Here is a 24,913-nt window from a genome sequence, read left to right as displayed (position 1 = left end):
ATGCTAACTTAATTAGGAATGTAAGTTTTCCACATCGAGAGTAAATAATAAACAGCCCGCATACTATTTATTGTAAAGAGATTCGATGACAATAGATATACAGCCACAACCTTACAGCCCGGCTAACGCACCTAATATTTATCAGCTTACAAGTGCAAACCCTAACATTATCAACTTTGATGTTAAGGTTCTGGATGCCGTATCTGGTAACCTGATTGCTAATCAGAAGTACCAGACACTGCCGAACCTAAGCGGGGGTACTGCCTTTGACCTGTCATCAATACTTAGCAACCTTACTGCCTACCAATTGAATGTTAGCAATAACATTGTTGAATCTGTTCCAAATATTTTAAAAGCTTACAAGCTGAACATAACTGAGAATATTATTTCAGGTAATACCATTACCACCGGGGCTACTCTAACATCAGATACTTACAAAGTATGGAACGGCAGCCTGTCTAAGATTGATTACAACCATTATAACTATAATGATTTTGTAATGCAAGCTGCAACCGGGGCTACCAGTGCATTATTCTTAACGGATAAACCCAACTATAGCAAGCTACATTATTATTCAACTGAACTACTATATCTGCTTAACAAAGACGTTTCCGGGTACACTGTTACCTTGAAGCTGTACGATAAGTCAAATCACTATATAGGTTTATATTCAACATCAGCTTCAACCTATTCAGAAGCTATAAGAATCAATGTAAGCCCTATGGCATTAGCAGAACACTTTAACATTGATTTCAGACCTGTAAAATATTTTACAGTTCAGGTTGCAGACCTCGCAGGTAACCCAAAAACCAAACTCAGGTTCTACCAGTATGAGCAATTACGCTGCACTGATGAACCTGTCATCTTTGTTTTTGCGAATAGCAAGGGTGGGTTTGATAGTTGTTTCTTTTTGAACCCTAAAGAATCGGTCAGCGTTACCCGCAATACCATTGAAAGATACCCCTACAGCTTCAATTCTGCCGGGGATTTTAGTAATATCAGCAACAATATCTATAACAAAGAGAAAGAAACGATTGGTATTGATAGCCATTCAACCTATACAGTAATCAGTCAGCCCTTAAACGATGTGGATTCACGCTATTTAAGGCAGCTTTATACGTCACCAGAGGTGTATGTTAAGCTAAATGACGGTACTTATTTGCCCGTAACCATATCAAACAACACCTATGAAGTAGGTAGAATCAGGTATTCAAACGGTTTGGTAAGGCAAACTTTGCAGTTTACAGCTGAACCGGGGCTTCAACTAATCAATGTTGTACCGGAATTAACTTTTTCACCTCCCAATATTCCTTATGTGGTGGTGGATTCATACTGTTACCCGGAAACAGACTTTCCAACTTTTGGGTACGTCGAACCGGGTGCTGATGGTGATGCCATAATTGAAGACGGTATCTAAATAAAGGGGTTACACCCAAACTTAAAAATCAATAAATGTCAAAACTTAATAAAATAATCCTGACCAGTGATATACTTTTAGATATCGGAAGTCCCACTCCGGGAGAGCGGGGGCAAATTATTGTTCAACAAAATTCTGTAGGATTTCACAAAGTGGAATTACCTGAAAACTATTTCGGGGCAATAGAGATTGAACCAACACCTAACAAGAGTACGTTAATTGAATATATTGTTTCAGACGATTCAATATTTTTTACGTCAACAATTTTAACTCCGGCTGATGATATTTCAGACCCTACAGCAATCACAAATTTAGACTGGAACTATCTTGATGCAGAAAGTGTACAGCTTCAATTTACTGCACCGTTTGGTAACCATACGCTAAATGCTGACAGGTACAATATTTACTATTCAAATGCACCGATTGATAACACAACGTTGTTAAAAAATCTGCAAACCTATAAGAACAATATTGTTCCGAAAGATGCCGGGCAAACTGAAATTTTCAATCTGACTAAGCTTACACCAAACCAGATTTATTACATAGCGGTGGTAGCTGAAAAGACTACTTATGGTAAGACACGTACTGCACCAGTATCAAATGTCATCACCTTTACTACCTTACCTTTAGAAGGGGGCGGTGCCGATGGTAACAGTGATATCATTATCCCGGTTAAACCTGAAAATATCTCAAATTATCTGGTACTGTTCAAGCGTGACGAAGCTACCGGGATTGAATACAATACTGATGGTTTAGTGGATTACACCAATGTTGTTTTATCCGGTGGTTTACCTGTTGGTAAGAGTGATAAATCAATGGAACTAATCCATACCAACCAATATAAATCTGACTACTTCAATATGATTCAGACCATCATTTTTGACTTAGAAGATGAATTTACCGTTAACCGTTTAGGTATCTATTTAGAATCTGGTTCAGGTGATAGAAACGTTTACACTTCAACCGATGGTACTAACTATACTTTGGCTGTTATCGTTTCTGGCGATGCTCCAAAAAATGAATGGACTGTTTTAGATTTAGATACTGCCGTAAACAGTGATGTAAGGTACATTAAGATTACCTGCACCAACTTTACAGAAAAGTGGGCGGGTATCGTATTCTTAGGTAAGAGGCAGTCAGCACAAAGTGTAAGAGGCGAAAAATACAAGAACAATGCACAAGTATTGACCCTGCCACAAAGAGTAGGTTCTAACGCTAACGTTGTTGAATCCCCTGCTTTCATTAAAAAGGTAGCTAATACCATCCGGCTTTACACGAACCCGATTTGGTTTATGGAGGATATACCAAAGAACAAACAAGGAGGTGCAGCAGCCGGGTTAATCAATTTAAACAATATCGGCTACCGCTTCGCTACTGCATTTTCTGGCACAATCAATTACGATAACTTCTTAAAAGATTTGCACGAAAGGAATATTGATGTGGTTTGGTGTAACGTATCTGGTTTATGGTTCTTGCATTCAAGTGAAGTAGGGGATAACGAAGCTAAAAAGCGTAACCCGTTAGATTACGGTGTTCCATATACTTTAGAAACTTCAACCGACCCGATGAATTACAAGTATTTTGCACAACACTATTGGCAGATAGCAGCACGGTACGGTAACACTGGCGGTCAGCCTGATTCACTTTTCAGGATTGATTCAAGTGACCAAATCCGCAAGGGACTTTCGTATGTGAAATATTGGGAATTAGGAATCAATGAGTCAAATTCTGCATTACCAGATGAATTTGCTTATATGAACCCTGAACAGTTAGCAGCATTAATTTCTGCGTGTTGGGACGGTCACGAAGGCGCAATGGGTGCAGGGTATGGAATAAAGGATGCAGACCCTACAGCAATACCGGTAATGGTAGGTTTAGCCGGTGCTTCATTAGGTTATAAGTTAGCTATGTTCCGTTGGTGGAAAGCTAACAGGAGTGATTATCCTGTTAAGGCAATGAATGAACACTGCTACAATATTGTTGGAGGAAAACCAGTATGGGAAAATACCTATGCTCAAATGAATTTATATTCATTGCCACCAGAACAAGGTGATTTTATTTCTTATATCAATGAACATATCAGTTACCGTAACCGGGTTAGAGAGTTTCAGAATATTGAATTTTGGTTGACAGAATTTGGATATGATGAACACTACGGTAGCTTTTATGCACCTAAAGCACCGACCTTTGCAGAACGAGGTCATAAAAAAGCCCTTTGGATTGTAAGAAGTTTCTTGCTTGCAGATTTTTTAGGGATTGATAAGTTCTTACAATATTGTGTTTTCGGTATTGCCTTCAATTCTGAATTGAATTCTGATACCGTTCAAAATATCTGGACAGGTTTCTTCACCTCTGGTTATTTAGATGGCCCTGCAGGTGCGCCAAACAGACAAACACAGCAAGCATTTTATTATTCCACTGCTTTTCAGAAAGCTATGGAGGGATATGTTTACTCACACGCTGTTAGGGTTAAGGGTGCTTCAATGAGTAATGAACTGATTGTAAAAAGTGCTGACCCTGAATTGTGGGCTTTTGCCTATAAACCTTTAGATTCAAGTAAGAAGCCTATGTTGGTTCTTTGGTTAGGTAATGACAGCTTAACCCGTTCGGTAAATATTGATGTAGCTGTAGGTGGTTCACAAGTGAACGTTAATACTATGTCTTTTGAAAACCTGAACACCAGTCACCTTGAAGTTGGTACTACTGGTACTACAACCAGTGTAGCAGATGGTGCAGGTAAGAAGATTTCTATAGCGGTTACTGCTACGCCTAAGATTATTTACACATCAAATATTGGTACAGGTAAATTGATTGAACCTAAGAATATTGTGATACAAGCCATAACTACAACTCAAATCAAATTGGCTTGGAAAGATGAAAACTTAGGTATCAATAATACCCGGATATTTAGAAGTATTAACCCTTCAACCGGATTTGTTGAAATACATAACGATTATATTGATACAGGTACTTTTGTTGATACCGGGCGTGATGAAAATACCGCTTACTACTATCAAATTCAGTTTGAAAAGGGTGGTATCTTGTCAGCGTTAAGTACTTCTTATGGCGTTCAAACTCCTAAAACTATAGCGGTGCCGGGGGCGTTCGGTGCAACAGCAAAATCACCATCAACAATTACATTTGGTTGGACTTATGGCGGTGCTGATGCAGCTTATGTAGATGGTTTTGAATTATGGCGAAGTAACACCATTGCCGGGACTTATACCCGTGTGGCGGTTATTCCTAATACCAGTTTATCATATACTGACAATGGATTGGTAGCTAACACTACTTACTACTACAAGTTAAGGGCGTTTAAAGGCTTATCAAGCGGTAATTATACAGCAACACTAAATACTACCACTGACCCGATAACTTTAGTACCACCGTCATTTGTATCAGCAGAAACAGGATACGCCGGGGATAGGTTGACATTGAAATACAGTTTACCAATTGATGACCCTTCTGGTTTGGAAAGTTACTTTACAGTAATTGAGGCACCGGGTACACTTAACAGATATATACCTGCAATTGGTATATCGCTGAACCCTAATGATGCCACAAAAGTGAACATCTATTTGGCTTCTGGTGTAACCAATTCAAGTAACAGTATCAGAATTGCTTATGATGGTGTTAATGGCACTATTCAATCAATTTACGGAGTTAAGGCAGCTTCTTTGACCAATCAGGTAGTATCCAACAGGTTCAATGATTCTGCACTTTTAAGCAAGCGAATCAAAATTAACCTAACCAATGATGCTAACCCGTCAGGATTAAGTGACTGGAATGATTACAGCTTAACCAACAGGTCATACAACAGTACTCAATTGGTTAAGAGTGTAAATACTGATGCCGGGGCAACTACTGCTTACAAGTTTGTAATGGTTGAAAAGAACCCGGATTCCCACTTAGCCAACATCATTGATGTAACCGCTAACCAGAACTCATACTTTGCAACTGGTGACCCGGTAAACAGTCAGTTCCCAATTGCGGTGCGTACGGTGACAGCAGTAATGAACTCTGATGCTCAGGCTTACTTAACCTTTGCCCTGATGAAATTGGATACCACCAAAATTTACAATATCAAACTTTACAGTTGGTTGTATCCGGGTATTGATGGTACTATGTTAGTTAAAGCTAACGGTACTGGAACAGGTAGGTCAATCAACGGTGGCGGTAACGTATCACAGATACTTACTTTGAACAATGTAAGCCCGGCATTGATAACATTACCTGCCGTTTCTGGTGATGCCTTCAATTACGGTTATAGTTCACCGATGATTAGCATAAACTGCCAAAACACAAGCGGTGATAGGTCAGGTGTAACAGCGTTGATAATCGAAGAAGTTATAAACAACTAATAGTCATAATTTAAAGTTTGGTATCTTCGGATACCAAACTCTAATTATGGATTTTACTACAGGCATATCAATATTCTTCAACTTATTACTTATAGGTGCTTTTATAATTGACAGGGTTTTTAGGATAAAATCTATCAATGAATATAAGGAGGCGAAGCAAGCACAAATTGATACTTTAAAAGAGAAGATTGATTTACTTGCAAACTTTAATGATGATTTTATTGCAAAAAAACTTAAATCACAGATTGATAACTTGAAATCATTAATTGAAAGTTCAGATAACCCTGAGATTAAAGGAAAGTTAGAACAGTTCTAATACCATTACAGTCCTTCAATCCGAGAATCATCAGCTTTTAAATGAGTTAACAGAAGCCCGACAGGAATCTGAGCTTGCAACGGAAATGGTAAAAATTTTTCAAGATTTTTTTGAAACAGTCGTGCCGATATTGAAAACTGATAAATCAGAATTGTCAACTAAAATTACGAATCAGTTAACTGTTAGCATACGTGAAATAGGTAAAATAGAGCGTTTAGCAGATTTTAAATCTTAAATTAAATAACTATAATGCTGCCGGATCCCGGCAGCTTACTTAAACCATATTCTTAAAGGCCAGTTCCTGGCCATTGAAGACCCCTGATGATTTCGGAGGTCTTTTTTTTTGCAGTCATACTATTTATCAGAAAGACTATGACTGATTTAAACTATAAAATCTTCTTAATAGAACCATCTGGTAATTACGCCGAACTTGATACTTCTGGCATAGATTTCAGTACAACCTTTACGCTCTCTGATGTTAAAGATATTTCAACCAAAAAAGATACGCTTTCAAAGAACCTGACTTTCAAGGGAACGAAAAATAACAACCGCATCTTTGGTAACGTCTTCAATCAATCCCGGTACGTAGATGAAGCTTATGATGAAAACCTGTTTGTAAACTTCTCGGTAAATAAGCCTGTCGAATGTTTCGTTTTAGAGAACTCTACACCGATACTCAAAGGTTTCTTGAAATTCAGTTCGGCAACGATTGATAACGGTAACATCACTTATGAATGTATTATCACTGGAAATATCTTCAACTTCTTTTCACGTTTGGGTGACCTGCAACTTTCTGACTTAGACTTTTCTGAGTACGCCCACGTGTACCGTATAAACAACATTACCAACAGTTGGTATTATACTAATACTGTTAATGAGACTAATATATTTAACCACAAAGGATACGTATATCCGATGATTTCTTACGGGGATAACGTAAGCCCAAACAGTGAGGATGTAGGAAAGATTCACCTAAATAATTTGCGCCCGGCAATCTACACACGCCGTTACTTAGATAAGATATTTACTCAACCTGCATTATCAGGGTTCACTTATGAGTTGAAGGGGGATGCTGCCTTTGTAGATAATTTTGATAGTACCATTATACCGTACAACAAAGAGTTACTATCTCAAAGCCAGACTAATTTGCAGCTATTTTCTTTCAAAAAGAACGGTGCGCAAACTCTAAGTTTTAATGATGGTGACACCCACTTAAAGCCCAATATTATCAACGTGCTGAACTTTCCTGATAGCTTTACTACTGCATTAAGTACAGTGAGTACCAACACCAGTATCAATTGGGGCGGTAGTATGTATTCATTGTTTACCATCAATCGGGCAGTAACAACCGATTTAAGTGCAACCTTCGGCAACGTTTATGTAAAGAATAATACTTCAAAAACATTAAATGCCTTTTTACGTGTTAAATCAAGACCGAAAAAACCTTATGGTTCATTCGGTTCGTCAGCATATAATGATTGGGTTAGTTTGGGTAATTTTGACATTGTTGGCGAAACCTTTATAGATATAATTTCGCCCGGTCAGGAGGTTAGTAAGGACAATGTTGTTTTGGCTGTTGCCCAAACCGTTTTCAGCACCAAACAGGATATTGACTTTCACTTCTCTTTAGATTTGGAACAGCCGAACGGTGAGGCGTTTGATAAGAAGTACATAGTAAGTATTACAGATTCAGTAATTAAATCCCCCGGTGACCTTAATAGCGTTGTTTCCTACAGCGTTAATTACGGTGATACTATTATTCCCGAACCAGTTGAAGGGGTGAAGCAAAAAGACTTTATCAAATCATTATGCAGCCTGTTCAACTTGTACACTTATAGCTATCTGGATGCACCTAAGCACATCATATTTCAACCTTACAACTCATACTATAATTTCTGCCGACCTCAGAACATCAAGTCAACCGTTTTAGACTTCACCAATAAAATTGACTACAGTGATAAAGTTGTTTTCAGCAGCTACGGTGAATTAGCCAAAAAGTACAGTTTTACCTATAAATCAGATTCGGATTATTTCAATACGTTGTACACAAACGATTATAAAGAAGTGTACGGTCAATATACAGAAACTGATAGTTTAGGTTCTGTTGATGAAAAGAAGATTGAACTGATATTTTCACCGACCCCGGTTGTAAACTTTGGTAACACAGGCAGAATTACCCCGGAGATTTACAAGTCAACTGACGGTATCAATAAAACCCCGTTCAACTCAAACATTAGGATTCTTTACTTCAATGGCATTAAAAGTTGTGCTTCGTATCCGTACCAGATTGGTAAAATGGTTGTTGATGGTTCGACTTATACGTTTACACCTTATGTTGAAATCCCGACGACAGGTATTTTATCGCTCTATGGTCAGGCAAGCCATATCAGGTACGCTTCTGGTGAAACAAGTTACAACTACATTTCTGATTTGAACTTCGGTGAGTGTGCAAGATATTATTTCCCTGCCGATGGTGACCAGTTATTGACTACACCAAATGCTTACGATGCGTATTATAGCAATCAGCTTCAAGAGTTAACCGATTTGAATAACGTATTGTTAGAAGTTAAAGCTATGCTGACGGAAACAGACATCAGCAATCTGGATTTGCGTGTTCCTATCTTTATCCAGAACCAATACGGCAACGCTTACTACAAAATATTAGAAGTTGATTACCAGAATAGAAACGAACCTTCAACTTTAAAGCTGCAAAAGATTAACCTGACATCTTCTGTTAACCCGTTGGTGCCGAATGTTCCTGACAATAATGACCGTCCGCACCGACCACCATTGATTATGATTTAACATAAAGGGCTTCTAAGTGAAGCCTTTTTTATTAGGCAGCCATACTATTTATCATAAAAAGATATGGCAAATAGCGGGGGTGGGAATACTACACAAACAAACGTCTTAGTAAATATTGGTGTACAGGGGCAACAGGCGGTAACGCAAGCAACCCAACAGGTACAGAACTTAAACAGCACTGCACAAGCAGGTAGCCAAATCAATATGGCTGCACCTGTCAGAACGTTAAGACAGGAATTAAGGAACGCACAAAACGAACTACAGCGTTTAGCTGCAAGCGGGCAACAAAACACACAGCAATTTACTAATGCTGCCAGACAGGTAGCGCAATTGCGTAATGATATTGACGAAACCAACAATTCTGTAAAGGCTTTCGACCCTGATAACAAATTTAAAGTGTTCGCAAACTTTGCATCTGCCGGGGCTAAAGCAATTCAGGGATACGCCGGGGCTATGGCTTTTTTGGGCGTTGAAGGAGAAGACTATGCTAAGACCTTAGTTAAGCTACAGGGGCTTATGGCGTTCACACAGGCTATCGATAGTTTGGGTGACATCAAAGATTCCTTCAAAGACTTAGGCAGGTTATTAGGGCTTACCACAACGCAGACCGTAGCAGCAGCAACCGCAACTGCCGGGCAAACCACAGCTATGGCAGCACAAACTACTGCAACTATAGCGCAAACCACAGCAACACAAGGTGCAGCAGTAGCTACAAATGCTTTGGGTACAGCGTGGAAACTTTTGGGTATAGGTCTTCTTATTTCGGCAGTTGCTTATCTGGTTACCAATTGGGATGAATTAAAAGCATCAGTACAGAAGCTGATTCCAGCTTTAAGCGATACCAAAGGAGGTTTTGATAAGGTAATGCAAACTATCTACGGTGTAGGTAATGTGATTATCAAGGTTCTTAAAGCGCCCATTGATGCCCTGATTACTCAGTTCAAGGTTCTCTACAAGGTAATGGCCGGGGACTTTGCAGGTGCAGCAGATGAAATTAGAAACGGTGCCAAAAAGTTAGTTGATGACTTTGACGTTGTTGGTAATTATCAGGCAGGTGTAGCTTCTAAACTGGCAGCGCAAAGAGAGGAACACCGAAAAGATGAACTGAAAAAAGATATTGAGAACCTGAAAAACCGAATCGAGGTTCTTAAAGCCGGGGGCAAAGATGTTACCAAACTACAGGCTCAATTGTATAAGGAACAACTTGAATTAGCTAAAGGCAATGAAGAAGATTTAAAGAAGCTTCGTCAGGAATATGCTGTTCAACAAGCCTCTGACCAGAAGAAAAAAGATGATGAAGCTAAAGCGAAGGCTAAGCAAGCTGCCGATGCTGCCAAAGAAAAATTAAAAGCGGATTTAGCTGAACTCAAAAAAAACAACGAAGATGCCCGTAAGGTAATTGCTGATGCAAACAAGTCAGCTTTGCTGTTGGAACTATCCAACCTTGATGTTAAATACAAAAAGGAATTTACGCTATTAGAAAAGCGCAAAAAGGATATCAAAGATTATAATTCAGAATTCAAGAATCTGACCAACGCCCGTAAGGTTGAAGAAACAGCAATCATTAAGAAGTACGATGACGAAATCAAAGCTTACGATGAAGAAGTAAACTCTACCTACCTATCAAGTTACGAAAAACGTGAAAGGGAGATAAACAAAAAGGCTGACGAACTTTTAAAGAAAGCATCAACCCCGCAGCAGAAAGCTACCATTGAGCAAGACCGGGCTTTTCAGTTGAACCAAAATTCGGCAGAAGGAAAAGCATCTGATGCTAACAATGCAGCACAGCTTGGTTTGGTAAATGCTGAAAACGAAAACCGACCCAATGAAAAGGATACCCCGGATGAAGCCCGACTAAAGATTGATAATCTGGCAAAGGCTAAATTTGATGCCGAAAACGCAGCGTTTGAGTTAAAGAAAACACAGTTAGCAGGTCAGCAGGATGAAATTGAACTTCTTACTGCTCAACACAACAAGACCTTAACTGATGACGAAGAAGCTAATGCTAAAGCCCGTAAGGAGATAGCCGAAGCTGAAAAGAACGCCAAAATTGCTACTTATGGTCAGATAGGTGAGGCTTTAGGTGTTGCCAGTCAGTTAGCAGGTGAAAATACCATTGCAGGTAAGGCTTTAGCTGTAGCTTCAACTACTGTTAGTACTTATTTGGCAGCGCAACAAGCATACGCATCACAGCTAACACCGGGTGACCCGACTTCACCGTTCAGAGCAGCTTTAGCTATGGGTGTAGCAATCGCTACAGGTTTAGCCAACGTCAAAAAGATAGTGTCTGTTAAAGTACCGGGTTCAGCAGCCGGGGGCGGTGGTGGTTCAGCACCTATTACACCACCAGTTATCAATTCAACTGTTATTAACCGGGACAACAACGGCGTTAATGAGATACGTGATTCAATTGACAACAACACTAAAAAGCAACAAGACATCCGTGCGTACATTGTAGATAAGGATTTGGAGAAGCAACAAAGCAAGAGCAGCTACTATAATGCTCAATCAACCATTTAAGCAAAAGGAAATATATTTCATCAGTGGATATTAAAGCTGTAATTTTACAGCCTCTATTAAGCAAGCATTTCGCTTGCTTTTGTGATAAGGTTTAGGTTAATAGCCCCAAACAGCGAGTGTAAGGGGCTATTTATTAAAATCACTTCAATCTTCGACAATCTAACATCTATATATTAAGACACCATTACGGGGCAACATTTGTAGCCCTTTTTTTATGCCCTTATTTCTTTGAAACCATACTATTTATCAGAAATACGTATGAAGAAGTTACCCTTAATAGAACTTACTATCAACCCTGATGATAACTCTTTCGTCAGTGCGGTTGCTCTGGTTGAACACCCGGCAATAGAATCTGATTTCATTGCCTTCTCTAAAAACCAGAGACTTGAAAATTTTTCAACTAATGAAGAACGCCGTGAGTTGTTGGGTGCTGCAATGATTCCCGACCTGCCGATTTATCGGAACTCAGAACAGTCAGGTGAATACGTGGCTACATTCTCAAAGGCTACGGTAAGGCAAATTGCTCAGGTCTTCGCTCAAAAAGGCTTCTTCAACAACACCAACATTGAACACACTCTTATCCCGGCTGACAGCTACATCTTTCAATCATACATTACTGATGAAGCTAAAGGGATTGCAGCACCTAAAGGTATCACCGTACCAGATGGTACTTGGATAGTAGGGGTGAAGGTGCTAAATGATACGGTATGGCAAAACATTAAAGACGGTAGCATTAAAGGATTTTCCGTTGAAGGAATCTTTAAGATGGTAGACACTCAAACCACCATTGCCTTATCTCAAATCCCTGATTTAGACACTGCTTTAGATGACTTTGAAGCACTGGTAAATAGCCTGACTGACTAATTATTTGAACTACATACTATTTATGGTATAGACCAAATAATGGAAAAAAATAAGTTAGAAAAACTATTAACCTCAGTAGATAAGCTACTGAAATTCTTTTCTGAAAAGAAAGAAGAAAAGTTTGAAGCTATTAAAGTAAAAGATGGTGACACTATGGTTGAATATTCAGCCTTAGAGGTCGGTGCAGATGTGTCTATCTCAACAGCAACAGGTTCAGAAGTTGCACCGGACGGTTCTTACTCATTATCCAATGATGTAGCGTTCACCGTAAAGGATGGTAAAATATCTGAAATCACCTCACAGGGTGATGTCGCACCTGCCGAAGATACACCCGCAGAAACTTTAGCCGATGTTCCAGTTGATGCCCCGGCAATAGCTGAAACACCTGCCGAAGAAACCAAAGAGGATGAAGCTGTAAAAGCTTTAACTGACCGGGTTAGTGCTTTAGAAGAAACCATCAAAAACTTAATGGAATCAATCAATGCAGTACCGTCTAAACAGGATGTGTCTGAATTAAAATCTGAACTAATGAGTGCTTACTCAAAGATTCAGGAACTGTCAAAAATTCCAACCCAATTTTCAGCCGATACCCGTGTAGAAGTGAAGGATAGTGAGATGGATAAGTACAGAAAGCTTGCTGAAAAATACAGCAAGTAAGCTAAGGAAATTTATTAAAAATGGGATACAATTTATCAGCCCTGCCAGACTTCAAATCCGAAGGTAAGGCATTTGTGATTAAGTCAATTTTAGAATCACAAACAATCAAAAAATTAAACGATGCGGGTTCATTTGACCCTACCGCAAAAGGTACTCAAACTATACAGTTACTGGATTCAGATTTAGTTATTCAAGACGGTTCAAATTGCGGGTTCAGTTCAGCAGGTGGTGCTATTTTATCACAGACTACTTTAACCGTTAAAGACCTTAAAATTAACGAAGAATATTGCCCACGTGATTTAGAGCGTGTTTGGGCTAAAGGTGAACTAAAGGCGGGTCAGGAATACGATGAAATGGTATTTATGTCTGACATCGCTGATATGAACACTAAGAAAGCAGCTTTGGAACTTGAAAAGATGGTTTGGTTAGGTGATACTACCATTACTGGTACTACTTCACTGAAACGTATTGATGGTTACATCAAACAAATCAAAGCAGGTGCTTATATCAACCTATCTGGCGCAACTGGTACTACCGTTATCGCTAAACTTCAAAAAGTAAATGCATCGATGCCTATTGAGGTACGCAGCGCAGAAGACTTTAGAATCTTCATCGGTAAAGACACTTTTGACCAGTACGTTGCTGAGTTAGCTGAAAAGAACTTGTTCAATCAGCCGGAATCAGGTACTGTGTTCGGTACTACTGCTAAGTATGAAGTTCTTAACGGTTTGAACGGCGGTCACGTTGTTGCAGCACGTTATAGAAACTTACAGGCAGGTGGTGAGATGACCGATGTGTCTTATGAATCTTGGTATTCAAAAGATGACGACAACCTGAAAGTGAAATCAAGATTTTCTTTAGGTGTTGTTCCGGTTTACGTTCAGGAAATTGGTTACGCCAAAGTAGCTTAATAAGCATAAAGAGATGTTAAGACAGGTTCACACGGTGAACCTGACCTTAACTGTTTAAGATAAGGAGAGAGAGATTTATGGCTTGTGATAGCTTAATTCAAACCGCAAAAGAATGCGGAAAAAACACCAAAGACGGCGTATCTTCTGACGTTTACCTAATAGCGTTTTCAGACTTGAAAGCAGTTACTGGTTCAACAGAAGTTTACTCAACGTCCGTATCAGGTTTAGTTAGTGCAATCGCATTAGCTTCTGGTACAACTAAGTTCGTTAAATACGGTACAGTTGCTAAGGCAGCTTCTATCAAAGAGACATACACTTATAATGATAATGGCACTTACGATATTGCTAAGGAATTAACCTTTACGCTATCGAACGTGGGTTCAGTTGATGCCAAAGCAGCAGCCGAAAAGTTAGTTTCTAACCCGGTAGCAGCATTGGTGAAATTGGAAAACAAAACGTGGGTTGCCTTCGGTCTTAACGGTCAGTTTATGGCTAAGACAATGGAAGGTGCAGCAGGTACAGGTTCAAACGGCAGGGTAATCACTCTGGCAGGTTCTGATACCGAATTCTTGCAACCCGTTGACCCAACAATCATATCAGGATTGATAGCAGCTTAATCGACATTAAGCGATTATTACAACCTCTTACCATCCCCGGTAGGAGGTTTTTTTATGCCCTAAATAATTGCCTCACATACTATTTATCAATAAGGATTATGATACTGATAGATAGAGATAAACAAAAACAGGATTTGGTGTTGACCCTGACCGAAAAAACTACGGTTAGTGAACCCGAATACTTTTTGCATTTAATCAATGATGCCGATAGGTCTGAATTCAATATTGATTTGAATGATGCCTTCGTGTCGACCAACAGCAGGTATGACCATTATTCATTGGATACCTCAAACTTCTCAGAAATGCCGGACGGTTATTACACCTATCTGGTACACCAGATTGGTATTGATTCGGCAGCAGTAGAATCAGGAAAACTATTGATAAAAGGAAGTGCCGATGATGTTCAAATCATAACCCCGATAAGAACAGAAGAATATTTGATTTATAAATAATGAGCGAGAAAAGTGCAGGGGGATTTGAACAACTTATAACCTTTAGCCGAAGTGTAACACCCTTACCAATTGAGGTAAGGCAGGGTACTACAGATGATAAATGGGTGAACTTTGGTACTAACAATTTGTACCCTAATTTTTTGTTGTCCCTGTTTGGGGATTGTGCCTTACACCGTGGTATCATCTCTAAAAAGGTGAACTTCTTAATGGGGGATGGTATCGTAAATAAAGGTGATAATAAAGCTTTTAACGCCGACCTGAACCCGGTTGATAGTGCAGAAGAATTGATTCAGAAGTTGGTTTATGACTTTACCATTTTTCAATACTTCGCTATTGAAGTACAGTACGATTTACTAACCAACAAACCATTATACTTTAGCCATATCCCGGCGAATCATTTAAGAAGCAACAAATCTAAAACTAAGTTTTGGGTGTGTGATGACTGGCAAGCTAAGAAGAACGTGTTAACGTATGACCGTTGGGTAAAAGGTAAAAACGAAGACCGTAAATCAAAGCTGTTTTATTACACAGGTTACGCACCGACAGTAAATACCGTTTACCCGGATGTTGATTATAAGGCTTCAATAACAGCTATGGTAACCGACATCCTGATTAACGTATTCAACAAGAATAATATTGAAAACGGATTCAGCCCGGTCAACATCATCAACTTTTTTAAAGGTACGCCAACGGCACAAGATGCTAAGGCTTACGAACGGGAATTCAAACAGACGTTTCAAGGTGTAGACGGCTTAAAGTATCTACTATCGTTTAATGACCCGGAGGGTAAAGCACCAGAGATTAACACAGTAGCAGGTGATGACTATGCCACTAAACTAATTGAGGTCGTTAAGAAAATAGAGAACGCTATACTTCAATCTCATTCGGCAACCCGCTTGCTGTTTGGAGTAGAAACAGAAGGCTCTTTGGGTGGTAACGGTTCTGAACTTGAAATTCAATTTGAGATTTTTAAACAGACGTGGGTTAAAAATACCCGAAACGTGATTGAATCAGGTCTTAACCGCTTGTTTGCTGATGCCGGGTTACCTGCAATAGAATTCAAAGACAAATCAACCCTGTTTTCAGCCTCTTTAGATAACGCAACACGTGAAAAGGTATTGACTATTGATGAACTCCGTGCAATTGATGGCAAGCCTGCTTTAGTTGATGGTACAGGTTCGAGGTTGCTTAGTGCTGCACCTGTTCAGGCACCTAATCAGAATCAATTTTCGGCAAATGGTAAGAAGTTAACCGATGCAGATTTTGAGTTGGTAAAAGATATGGGTGTCGGCAGAAGTGAATTTGATTTTGTTGCTGATGAAGCCTTGAAATTTGCTGATGACCAGATTGATAACTACCTGATTTCAGAAGATATTAACGGTAAAAGCCTTGACCAGATTAAGGCAGATATCAAATCAAAATTGGATGCTACTGTATCTACTGATGACCTGACAAAAAGGTTGAATAAGCTTACAGAAGCGAACGTAATCAAAAGCGATATAACAGACGGCAAAGTTCAGGTTAAGCCATTAGAAGCCCCGAAACAGGGCAAAGAAGTACAGGTGATGTATGAGTATAAAGTACGTCCCGGATATGGTGACCCTTTGATTGATACAAGCCGGGGATTTTGTGTAAAGCTTATCAATAACGACCGTCTTTATACCCGTGCCGACATACAGCAGATGTCAGCAATATTCGGCTATGATGTTTACAGGCATTGCGGGGGATGGTACTTTAATTCAGATACTGGCAAGGCAGAAAACCAGTGTCGTCACGAATGGAAAACTGTAAAAGTGATTAGAAAGGATGGTGTGCAGTAATGAAGAAAATACAGTTTATCAGCGTACAGGAATTGAAAGATAATTCCATAGTGCAAACGAATGTAGATGAAAAGATTTTAAGTCAGTCCATCACAGAATATCAGGATTTAGAGTTATCGCAAGTAATCGGTAAAGCCACCTATAAACGATTATCAAATGTATTGGTTTCCGGGGCTACCATAACAGGTTACACTTACTCAGACGAAGATGTTTTGTTGTTTGAAATGATAAAGCCTGTAATGATTTACGGCAGCTTGTTATACAGTTTGTCACCACTTCATTACAAGGTTACCAACAAAGGTCTTCAAAACATTACCGATGCTAACGCCCAAACAGGAGATAGTAAAGATATTGAAGCACTAAAAGCAACATATTCATCAAGGTTAGAAGGCTATAAAAAGTTACTGATTGAGCATCTGGAAACGGATGATGACCCTGAAACGGATGCACCATCAGATGTTAACACCAGTTTTGGATTTACCGGTATTTCTATACCGGATAACAGTTTTAATGAAGCCGAAGCGTACCGCAATTCAGCCTATAAAACCGGGTACTACCGTAGAATTATTTACTAAGTGATAACCATTAACCAGTACATTCAATTACTTGAAAACTACCTTAAACAACACAAGCAAATCAACACCATACTTACAAGTAATGAAGCTGACTTTGCTGCATACGATAAGATAGTTTACCCGGTTGCGCACATTGATTATGTTACACAGCGTATCAATGGTGATAACATCAGCCACCAGTTTGAAATCATCATTGGTGACCTGTTTGACCCGAATATTCCCGGTAGTGAGTTTGAGATTTACTCAGACTGTAACTTGATAGCTGATGACCTGATTACCTACTTTGATAATCAGTTTGATGTTGACTATGTGATTGACCCCAATACAAGTATTCAAAAATTTACTGATGCGAATGTTGACCGGGTTGCCGGGGCTGTATTTGTTATCACTTTCAACCAGTTCCGGGCAAGTGATAACTGTATAACTCCGATTGATGATAATGATGATGCTGTTAAAGAAACCGTGATGTATTACGGCAGCGTGTCGCAATTACCAACCGACTTTACAGGCTTATCATCAACCCACACTACAGAAGCAACTTTAGAGACAGGTTTAAATAAAGGTTTTGCGATAGCATTAGCTGACGGTTATAGCCTTCAAAGTGTAACTGATACCAGTGCTTCAAATTTAGATTTAAGTGGCTTATACGTGCTGAATGGTGCGTTAACAGCCGAAGATAATACCGTTTATAACCTGTACTATTTTGAACAATCAGTTCCTTACAGTACAAGCCATAAACACAAAATAAAAGTGAGATAAGATGATAGGTGAAGAAAGACCAATAGGTATTAAGTTAACTAATCCCGGCAGTGTAGATTGGTATTATGGCGGGGGCTTAACAGCTTACAATTCCGTTGAAGATGCCCTGAACGCTGTACCCGAATCTTTAAGATTTGGTAAAACTGTAGGTGTTTTAATTGATGGTGTCGTTGTTGAATATTGGTTCAAAGAAGGCATAACCGATGAAGACTTGATTATAAAAAGCACTGGCGGTTCTGGTATCGTTGATGCCTATACGAAATCTCAAAGTGATAATAAATATCAGGTTAAGGGCGCATACATTACTGGCGTAACTTCAAACGATGTCACAGGGGCTTTAGGTTATACGCCAATAAGCGGTGTTACTGTTGACCTTAGCGGTTACTATACAAAACTACAAGCCGATGCTAAATTCTTAACCGGGTTCACCGTAGACCTTAGCGGGTACTATACCAAATCTCAGGCTGATGCAAAATACTTGACCGGGTTTACCGTAGATTATAGTAACTACTATGATAAATCAGTATCTGACAGCAGGTTTCAACGTACAGGGGTTTACTTAACTGGTGTTACCAAAAGTGACGTTACCGGGGCTTTAGGCTTTACGCCAGTTAGTGCAGTTACAGTTGACCTAAGTAGCTATTATACTAAAGCACAATCTGATGCCAAATACTTAACCGGATTCACCGTTGACCTAAGTAGCTATTATACTAAAGCACAATCTGATGCCAAATACTTAACAGGTTTCACCGTTGATTTAAGCGGGTATTACACTAAAGCGCAATCTGATGCTAAGTACCTTACAGGGTACACTGTTGATTTTAGCAACTACTATAACAAGAGTACTGCCGATGGTAAATTTCAACCTATTGGTAGCTACATTTCTGCAAGCACCTTACCCGGTTTGGCAACTACTGCTTACGTTGATTCAGCAGTTTCGTCAGCCTCTGGTGACCCTGACTTTATGGATGTAATTAATGACCTTGGTTATACAGTTAAGTTCAGTACAATCGGCTCACTTATCCAAAGTAGTGATTTAGCAACCACGTTAGGTTCTAACCAGTTGCGCTTAGTAGTGTTGAATAGGATTCAACAGACCACCGTACTAACGGGGGCGGTACATTTTCAGTACACAAAAGGAAATTATGTTGCTGATGACGAATGTTCTTTATCGCTATACAAACTTGACAGCACAACCGGGGTGTTAACACGTGTTGCGACTACAGGTAACTTGCCAAACCTATTTAAGGCTGACGATTTATCGTACATCAAAACGCCTTTTACAGCACCGTACACAGCAGCACCGGGTATTTATTTTATGGGCATTCTTTATGGCTGTTCCTCACAGACGGTACAACCAGAAATCGCCGGGAACTTTAACGTGAATGCTTACATTTTGAACCCGCCGTTGGTAAATGATATTAAACTGTTTTCAATTAAATATTCGCAGTACACATCACCATCAACGGTAGCGTTATCAACCTGTTCAGTAAACAATAACCGTCCGTGGGCCGGGGTGTACTAAGCCGTATGACCTACTAAAATATTAGCCTGACCATACTATTTATCTTATGAAGATAGATAGTGCAGGGCGAGATTTTATATACAATCAAGAGGGCGTAAGGCTTAAAGCTTACTTAGATGTAGTGGGTATTCCTACCATCGGATGCGGTATGACTTATTACCCCGATGGTAAGAAAGTAAAAATCGGTGATACCATCAGTTTAAACCAATGTGATACGATGTTCAAAGCCATTGTTGCCGATTTTGAAAAATCAGTAAGTGCAGCTATCAAGGTTGCCATAAATCAAAATCAGTTCAACGCACTGGTAAGTTTGGCTTACAATATCGGCACCGCCGGATTTGCCAAATCTACACTGGTAAAGCGTATCAATGCCGGGGCTTCACCTGAACAAATCACAGCAGCTTTTGCAATGTGGAATAAAGCCGGGGGCAAGACAAATAAGGTTCTTACAAACCGCAGGGCTGACGAAGCCAAACTATACTTCAAGGCATAATGAAATTTCTTTTAATACCTGTATCAGCTTTGATTAATACATTACCCGCCCTGTTTAAATTCATAGCTGCTAACTTCTATAAACTGATTGTGTGGTTGTTTTGTGTTTACCTGATGCCGACCTATGAACTCATAGCGGTTACCTTACTGCTATTGTTGGCTGATATGGGTACTGGTATCTGGAAATCAATAAAAACTGGTGTACCAGTAACGGCAGCAAAAATTGGTGTGACCGTGGAAAAGATGTTTGCGTACCTAATAGGTATAATTTGTGCCTACTTAGTGCAGCATCACATTACTAATGATGTTGTGAAAGTAATGTTGTTTTTTTCAGCAATTATATCATTGAAGGAACTAAAAAGTATAGTTGAGAACATTGAGGTTATTACCGATACAAAGATTTGGACGTTGCTTGTAAAACAAATCGGCAGCCTGATGCCGGGCAAAAAATCTGGCGAAGCAGATAAGGAGAACAAAGATGAAACTAAGTAATATCATACGCTTAATAGCAACGGTTGCACTCACTGTACTGGATGCTATCAAGCGTAAATAAGACTGTCAACAAAGCTGTGCTTACAGCAAGAAGCAGGTTAGCGTTTTACTTAATTGATTAAATTTAAGTTCATTGCTGCCTTTCGTACGGAAAGCAATTGATGCATCAGCGAATATCTGGATGATAATTATTTCCTCGGTTTTAACTTTGTAAGTTAATTGTCCCCAAAATTCAGGTCTCGGTTCATCACCGTAATATGGCTTGCCTTCAAGCTTTACATTGAAGTCAAAAATCTCCGTGAAAAGATATTTGATTTCATTAGCATTTACAGTTTCTAACATTGAAGGCTTGATTTCCTCCAAATGCGCTACTATTCTATTTTCAGCATCTTTCAGATAATCTAAATCGGGAGATGTTCTCTCTCTAAAGGCATTTAATGTAATCTCATTGAATTTTGGACTTTCGTTGGTGTTACTATCAATTTTGATTTCAAAACTAAATTGTAATTCGGCTCTTATAGGTGTCATATTTTAATTTTTACCAAATATAATATATCCCTTGCATTTGTGCTAATAATGTTAGCATTTTTGTTGTTGTGAAAAGTGTGGCAAACATTCAGGTTTATAAATTTAAGAAATCAGATACAGAACTACCGTTGTTCTTATCTAAAATACAGGCAGGGTTTCCATCACCCGCAGACGACTACTTAGAAGAGTGTCTAAGTCTGGATGACGTTTGCATTGCTAATGCTGCGAGTACATTCTTAGGTCGGGTTACCGGGCATTCCCTTAAAGATGTTTGCATTTATGAAGGTGATATTGCAGTAATTGACAAGAGCCTGACACCTGAACACCGGGACTTAATTGTGTGCGCAATTGATGGGGAATTTAACGCCAAAATCTTACACGTAGATAAACTGCAAGGCATTCGGCTACTATCCGCTAACCCTGAGTATTCACCTATTGTGATTCAGGAGTTAACTGATTTTAGGATTTGGGGGGTAATAACTTTTGTGATTCAGGACATTAAGAACAGGAGCCGTGATTGGGATTATTGATTGTAACAACTTCTACGCTTCGTGTGAGCGGAATTTTGACCCCTCACTGAAAGGTTTACCAGTGGTGGTATTCTCCAATAATGACGGTGCAGTAATAGCACGGTCAGAAGAAGCTAAGGCTTTAGGTATCACAATGGCTGTACCCATTTTTCATATTAAGGAGTTGATGAAGAAAAATGATATTATCGGCTACAGTAGTAATTACACCCTGTACGGTGATATGTCGAAGCGCATTAAATCGATTATAAGGGACTTCTTTAAAGACGTTGAAGACTACAGTATAGATGAATCGTTTGTTAGCTGTAAGGGCTTTAAATACCGTAACCTTTTCAACTATGTTAAGGATGCCAGAGATAAGATTTCACATTGGTCAGGCATACCAGTATCAATAGGTATTGGAGAAACTAAAACCCTTGCAAAGCTTGCTAACCGCATAGCAAAAAAGCAGTACCGTGAAGTCGGAGTTTACATCATTGATTCAGAAGAAAAACGAATTGCAGCCCTGAAAGCTACTGATGTAACCGATGTTTGGGGTATCGGCAGCCGTATCGGTAAACGGCTTAATTCAGTTGGAGTATTCAACGCTTACGACCTTTCAATGGTTGATGAAGATTGGGCGAAACGACAGTTCAGTGTAGTATTGCAGCGTACCGTTTATGAGTTGCAAGGGGTAAGCTGCATACCTTTAGAATTGGTGCAGCCAGATAAGCAAAACATAGCATCTCAAAAAAGCTTCGGCATTTACCAGACTGAATTTGAACCAATATCAGAAGCCCTTGCAAACTACACGGCACGGGTTGCCGAAAAGTTACGTAAACAAAAGTTTGTTGCCGGGGGCATAAGCGTATGGTTAGGAACGAATAACTTCTCTAAGACCGATGCTCAATACTTTCCTGAAATTAGTACTGTATGTGACGTACCGACAGATTACACCCCTTACTTGATTAAACGGGCGGTTGAAGGGCTGAAAGTTATTTACCGTAAAGGTTATCGGTACAAACGTGTAGGGGTGATGCTTACCGACCTTCGCAATAACTCAGACGGTACTCAAAACCTTTTTCACGCAAACGCCCGGAACAAAGAGATTGAGATAATCAAAAAGGTTGACCGCTTAAACCGATTAAATGGACGTGATACGGTACGGTCAGCGCAACAGGGTTTCGCCAGAGAATGGAAAATGAAACAGGAACACCTAAGCCCTAAGTACACCACCCGGCTAAGTGATATTATCAATATTAGATAGTTATAGGGGCGGTTTTTTATCAGGATTGTTTTTTAAATGTTCTTGTTCTTCAATTGCGTACAATCTATCAGATTCCATAAGTGATGCCCAAACTTCGGGTGGGGTGTTTTGCTCAGTAGCATAACCTAAAAATTCAAATGGTTCATTGTGTGCGTTTCTGTCACGAAGCTTGAAAGGTGGTTTTTGTTTAGTTTTCTTAGGCATTACGTTTTTTAAAACGTAATGATAATGTGATAAGTTCAGTATTTATATATAATTTGTAAATTTATTTGTGGAAACATTATCGTTAGGTTTTGGCTTAGTTTATGCAGGTAACTTGCTATATAGTGAAGTATTGGTTGCGGAGAATTCGTATCAAGTTTTGTTCAATTCTCAACTAATGGGAGAAATCGCTTATGACGAAAATTTTCGATGGCTACTGATTTCAGGAAGGTTGTTGCCTCAAAGCACGGTTGATGAGATAGGTGACCGAATTGAGAATTGGTTTCAATAATTTAGATTTTAAAAAGGAGTAGAGTATGTGTTATCATTATTCGATTAGTACAAGTGATAAAGAAATTGAAAGGCGTTTTATAGCGAAGTTCAAACCTGAATATGTACATAAACCTGTTTGGCATAACAATGGTTACAACCATACACCAATGCCTATTATCACGGCTGATGAACCAGACGAGATTAATATGTACAATTGGGGGTTGATACCGCATTGGGTTAAGACAGAAGCTGATGCCAAAAAGCTAAGTAACCAGACCCTGAACGCTAAAGGTGAAACAGTATTTGACCTGCCGTCTTTTAAGATGTACATAGGTAAAAAGCGTTGCTTAGTGTTGGCAGACGGTTTTTACGAATGGATGCACGTTGGAAAAGAAAAGTACCCGCACTTCATTTATATGAAAGACAGGCAGCCTTTCGCCTTCGCAGGGATTTACTCACACTGGAAACACCCGGATACCAATGAGGTGTTTAAAACATACTCAATTCTTACAACCGAGGCTAACCCGCTAATGAAGCGTATTCACAACTCAAAGGAGCGTATGCCTGTTATACTTCGCCCTGATATGGAACGGCAATGGTTGAAGCCGGATTTAATAAAGGATGAAATCAAAAATTTGATATTGCCTTTAGAAGATGATATGTTAACTGCACATACAATTTCAAAACTGATTACCAGTAGAACCGAATCATCTAATCAGGAGATGGTAATGAATGTGTGTGAATACCCGGAATTAGTGTTGTAAAAAGGGAAAAAATAAAGGGAAAAAGGGAAAAAACCTCATTTATTCCGAAATGAAAAGTGCGTTTAAACGATTTAAAGGCACTTTTTTTTGCTCATAAAGTTGGTTGATAAATATAAAGTTATTAGATTTAATTCGGATTACGGGGATGGGGGAGAATTTTTTGGAAGGGGGGGGGATGGTCCATAGATATTGGATGATAGTCTGGCGTTGTTGGTGTTGTCGCCAAAAACCTACGGATGCTATTATTTAAACAAACATTACCCATATTAGAGCGTTGCCTGCTTGTCCGCTTGGAATAGTAAGTTGTAAATCATTTACATGCATCCGGTTTGTTGGGGACAAGACGAATAAATGTTTCACTATTTAAAAAATAAAAACCATAGCCACGCTATCCCTATTAATATAGTTATTATGATAGCGATGATATCATTTGTGCTCCTATCTTCATATAAGCGCAAGTGAGAATTGTAAGAGGACGAAAAAGATTTTTTTTTAATGGGGTATTGTATGTTCGGTAACAACAGCCTCGCGATTGTCATCAGCGAAGTTAGAATTGTTACAGGTATCATGAAATTGTAGCCTTTAAGCGACCACTCAATAAAGGCCTTAATAATATTAAGAAATTCCTTTACTAACTCCCAAAATATACGCCAGTTCATACTTATGTATCAATGCGAATCAAGGGTCAAAATACGTTGATAACTTTAATAGATAATTGCCTGATTATGAGGTTTTTATTTGTCTATTAATTTGGTTAAAGCCCTGAAAATCAGTATCTTAAAGAAGATTTC

Annotated in this window: 22 protein-coding genes; 20 read left to right on the top strand and 2 right to left on the bottom strand. The window is 39.2% G+C overall.

Going from position 1 to position 24,913, the window contains the following annotated elements; genetic code table 11:
- Positions 1-85 precede the first annotated feature (85 nt).
- The 16 genes from E2R66_RS22210 (at position 86) to E2R66_RS22135 (ending at position 20,583) form a co-directional block, all read left to right on the top strand.
- Entirely contained in the window at positions 86-1,417 is a 1,332-nt protein-coding gene (locus E2R66_RS22210; protein WP_133234962.1) for a hypothetical protein, read from the top strand.
- A 35-nt stretch (positions 1,418-1,452) separates the two neighbouring features.
- The gene (locus E2R66_RS22205) at positions 1,453-5,778 is read left to right on the top strand and encodes a hypothetical protein (RefSeq protein WP_133234964.1); all 4,326 of its coding nucleotides are present in this window, start codon (positions 1,453-1,455) and stop codon (positions 5,776-5,778) included.
- Positions 5,779-5,824: 46 nt separating this feature from the next.
- A complete protein-coding gene (locus tag E2R66_RS22200; RefSeq protein ID WP_133234966.1) occupies positions 5,825-6,094 on the top strand; it encodes a hypothetical protein in 270 nt (89 codons plus the stop codon).
- 372 nt (positions 6,095-6,466) lie between these two features.
- Positions 6,467-8,899: a hypothetical protein gene (locus tag E2R66_RS22195; RefSeq protein WP_133234968.1), complete on the top strand. Its 2,433-nt coding sequence runs from the start codon at positions 6,467-6,469 to the stop codon at positions 8,897-8,899.
- A gap of 63 nt (positions 8,900-8,962) precedes the next feature.
- On the top strand, positions 8,963-11,419 hold the full coding sequence (locus E2R66_RS22190; RefSeq protein ID WP_133234970.1) for a hypothetical protein: 2,457 nt from the start codon (positions 8,963-8,965) through the stop codon (positions 11,417-11,419).
- 258 nt (positions 11,420-11,677) lie between these two features.
- Complete coding sequence (locus tag E2R66_RS22185) at positions 11,678-12,283, top strand: XkdF-like putative serine protease domain-containing protein (protein ID WP_133234972.1); 606 nt, start codon at positions 11,678-11,680, stop codon at positions 12,281-12,283.
- Between the two features lie 39 nt (positions 12,284-12,322).
- Positions 12,323-12,940 (top strand): hypothetical protein, encoded by a 618-nt coding sequence (locus tag E2R66_RS22180; RefSeq protein ID WP_133234974.1) that lies wholly within the window; start codon positions 12,323-12,325, stop codon positions 12,938-12,940.
- 20 nt (positions 12,941-12,960) lie between these two features.
- Positions 12,961-13,851, top strand: coding sequence for a hypothetical protein (locus E2R66_RS22175; RefSeq protein ID WP_133234976.1), 891 nt, complete (start codon positions 12,961-12,963; stop codon positions 13,849-13,851).
- 77 nt (positions 13,852-13,928) lie between these two features.
- Positions 13,929-14,468, top strand: a complete 540-nt coding sequence (locus tag E2R66_RS22170; protein WP_133234978.1) for a hypothetical protein — start codon at positions 13,929-13,931, stop codon at positions 14,466-14,468.
- A 98-nt stretch (positions 14,469-14,566) separates the two neighbouring features.
- On the top strand, positions 14,567-14,920 hold the full coding sequence (locus tag E2R66_RS22165; protein ID WP_133234980.1) for a hypothetical protein: 354 nt from the start codon (positions 14,567-14,569) through the stop codon (positions 14,918-14,920).
- Positions 14,920-16,740 carry a hypothetical protein gene (locus E2R66_RS22160; RefSeq protein ID WP_133234982.1) on the top strand — a complete coding sequence of 607 codons (1,821 nt, stop codon included), beginning with the start codon at positions 14,920-14,922 and terminating at the stop codon, positions 16,738-16,740. Before E2R66_RS22165 ends, E2R66_RS22160 begins: the two co-directional genes overlap by 1 nt.
- Positions 16,740-17,315 (top strand): DUF6712 family protein, encoded by a 576-nt coding sequence (locus tag E2R66_RS22155; protein WP_133234984.1) that lies wholly within the window; start codon positions 16,740-16,742, stop codon positions 17,313-17,315. Before E2R66_RS22160 ends, E2R66_RS22155 begins: the two co-directional genes overlap by 1 nt.
- A complete protein-coding gene (locus E2R66_RS22150; RefSeq protein WP_133234986.1) occupies positions 17,316-18,074 on the top strand; it encodes a hypothetical protein in 759 nt (252 codons plus the stop codon).
- Position 18,075: 1 nt separating this feature from the next.
- The gene (locus E2R66_RS22145; protein WP_133234988.1) at positions 18,076-19,599 is read left to right on the top strand and encodes a hypothetical protein; all 1,524 of its coding nucleotides are present in this window, start codon (positions 18,076-18,078) and stop codon (positions 19,597-19,599) included.
- Positions 19,600-19,645: 46 nt separating this feature from the next.
- Positions 19,646-20,092 (top strand): lysozyme, encoded by a 447-nt coding sequence (locus tag E2R66_RS22140; protein ID WP_133234990.1) that lies wholly within the window; start codon positions 19,646-19,648, stop codon positions 20,090-20,092.
- Positions 20,092-20,583, top strand: a complete 492-nt coding sequence (locus tag E2R66_RS22135) for a phage holin family protein (RefSeq protein ID WP_133234992.1) — start codon at positions 20,092-20,094, stop codon at positions 20,581-20,583. The genes E2R66_RS22140 and E2R66_RS22135 overlap by 1 nt, the downstream gene beginning before the upstream one ends.
- A gap of 81 nt (positions 20,584-20,664) precedes the next feature.
- Here the strand turns inward: E2R66_RS22135 and E2R66_RS22130 are convergent, their stop codons facing one another.
- The gene (locus E2R66_RS22130) at positions 20,665-21,111 is read right to left on the bottom strand and encodes a hypothetical protein (protein ID WP_133234994.1); all 447 of its coding nucleotides are present in this window, start codon (positions 21,109-21,111) and stop codon (positions 20,665-20,667) included.
- 77 nt (positions 21,112-21,188) lie between these two features.
- Between E2R66_RS22130 and E2R66_RS22125 the strand changes: the two genes are divergently transcribed.
- Both E2R66_RS22125 and E2R66_RS22120 read left to right on the top strand, forming a co-directional pair.
- On the top strand, positions 21,189-21,641 hold the full coding sequence (locus E2R66_RS22125; protein WP_158288480.1) for a LexA family protein: 453 nt from the start codon (positions 21,189-21,191) through the stop codon (positions 21,639-21,641).
- Positions 21,625-22,884, top strand: coding sequence for a Y-family DNA polymerase (locus E2R66_RS22120; protein ID WP_133234998.1), 1,260 nt, complete (start codon positions 21,625-21,627; stop codon positions 22,882-22,884). Before E2R66_RS22125 ends, E2R66_RS22120 begins: the two co-directional genes overlap by 17 nt.
- On the opposite strand, the gene E2R66_RS22115 is transcribed toward E2R66_RS22120, so the two are convergent.
- Positions 22,885-23,088: a hypothetical protein gene (locus E2R66_RS22115; RefSeq protein WP_133235000.1), complete on the bottom strand. Its 204-nt coding sequence runs from the start codon at positions 23,086-23,088 to the stop codon at positions 22,885-22,887. It abuts the gene before it with no gap.
- A gap of 67 nt (positions 23,089-23,155) precedes the next feature.
- On the opposite strand from E2R66_RS22115, the gene E2R66_RS22110 reads away from it, so the two are divergent.
- A complete protein-coding gene (locus E2R66_RS22110) occupies positions 23,156-23,377 on the top strand; it encodes a hypothetical protein (RefSeq protein WP_133235002.1) in 222 nt (73 codons plus the stop codon).
- Positions 23,378-23,402: 25 nt separating this feature from the next.
- Positions 23,403-24,122 carry an SOS response-associated peptidase gene (locus tag E2R66_RS22105; RefSeq protein WP_133235004.1) on the top strand — a complete coding sequence of 240 codons (720 nt, stop codon included), beginning with the start codon at positions 23,403-23,405 and terminating at the stop codon, positions 24,120-24,122.
- The last annotated feature ends 791 nt before the right edge of the window (positions 24,123-24,913 follow it).

The sequence above is a fragment of the Mucilaginibacter psychrotolerans genome (genome assembly GCF_004519315.1).
Classification (GTDB): Bacteria; Bacteroidota; Bacteroidia; order Sphingobacteriales; family Sphingobacteriaceae; genus Mucilaginibacter; species Mucilaginibacter psychrotolerans.
Note: the sequence above shows the minus strand (reverse complement) of the source record. Positions and strands in the feature narration are given on the sequence as shown.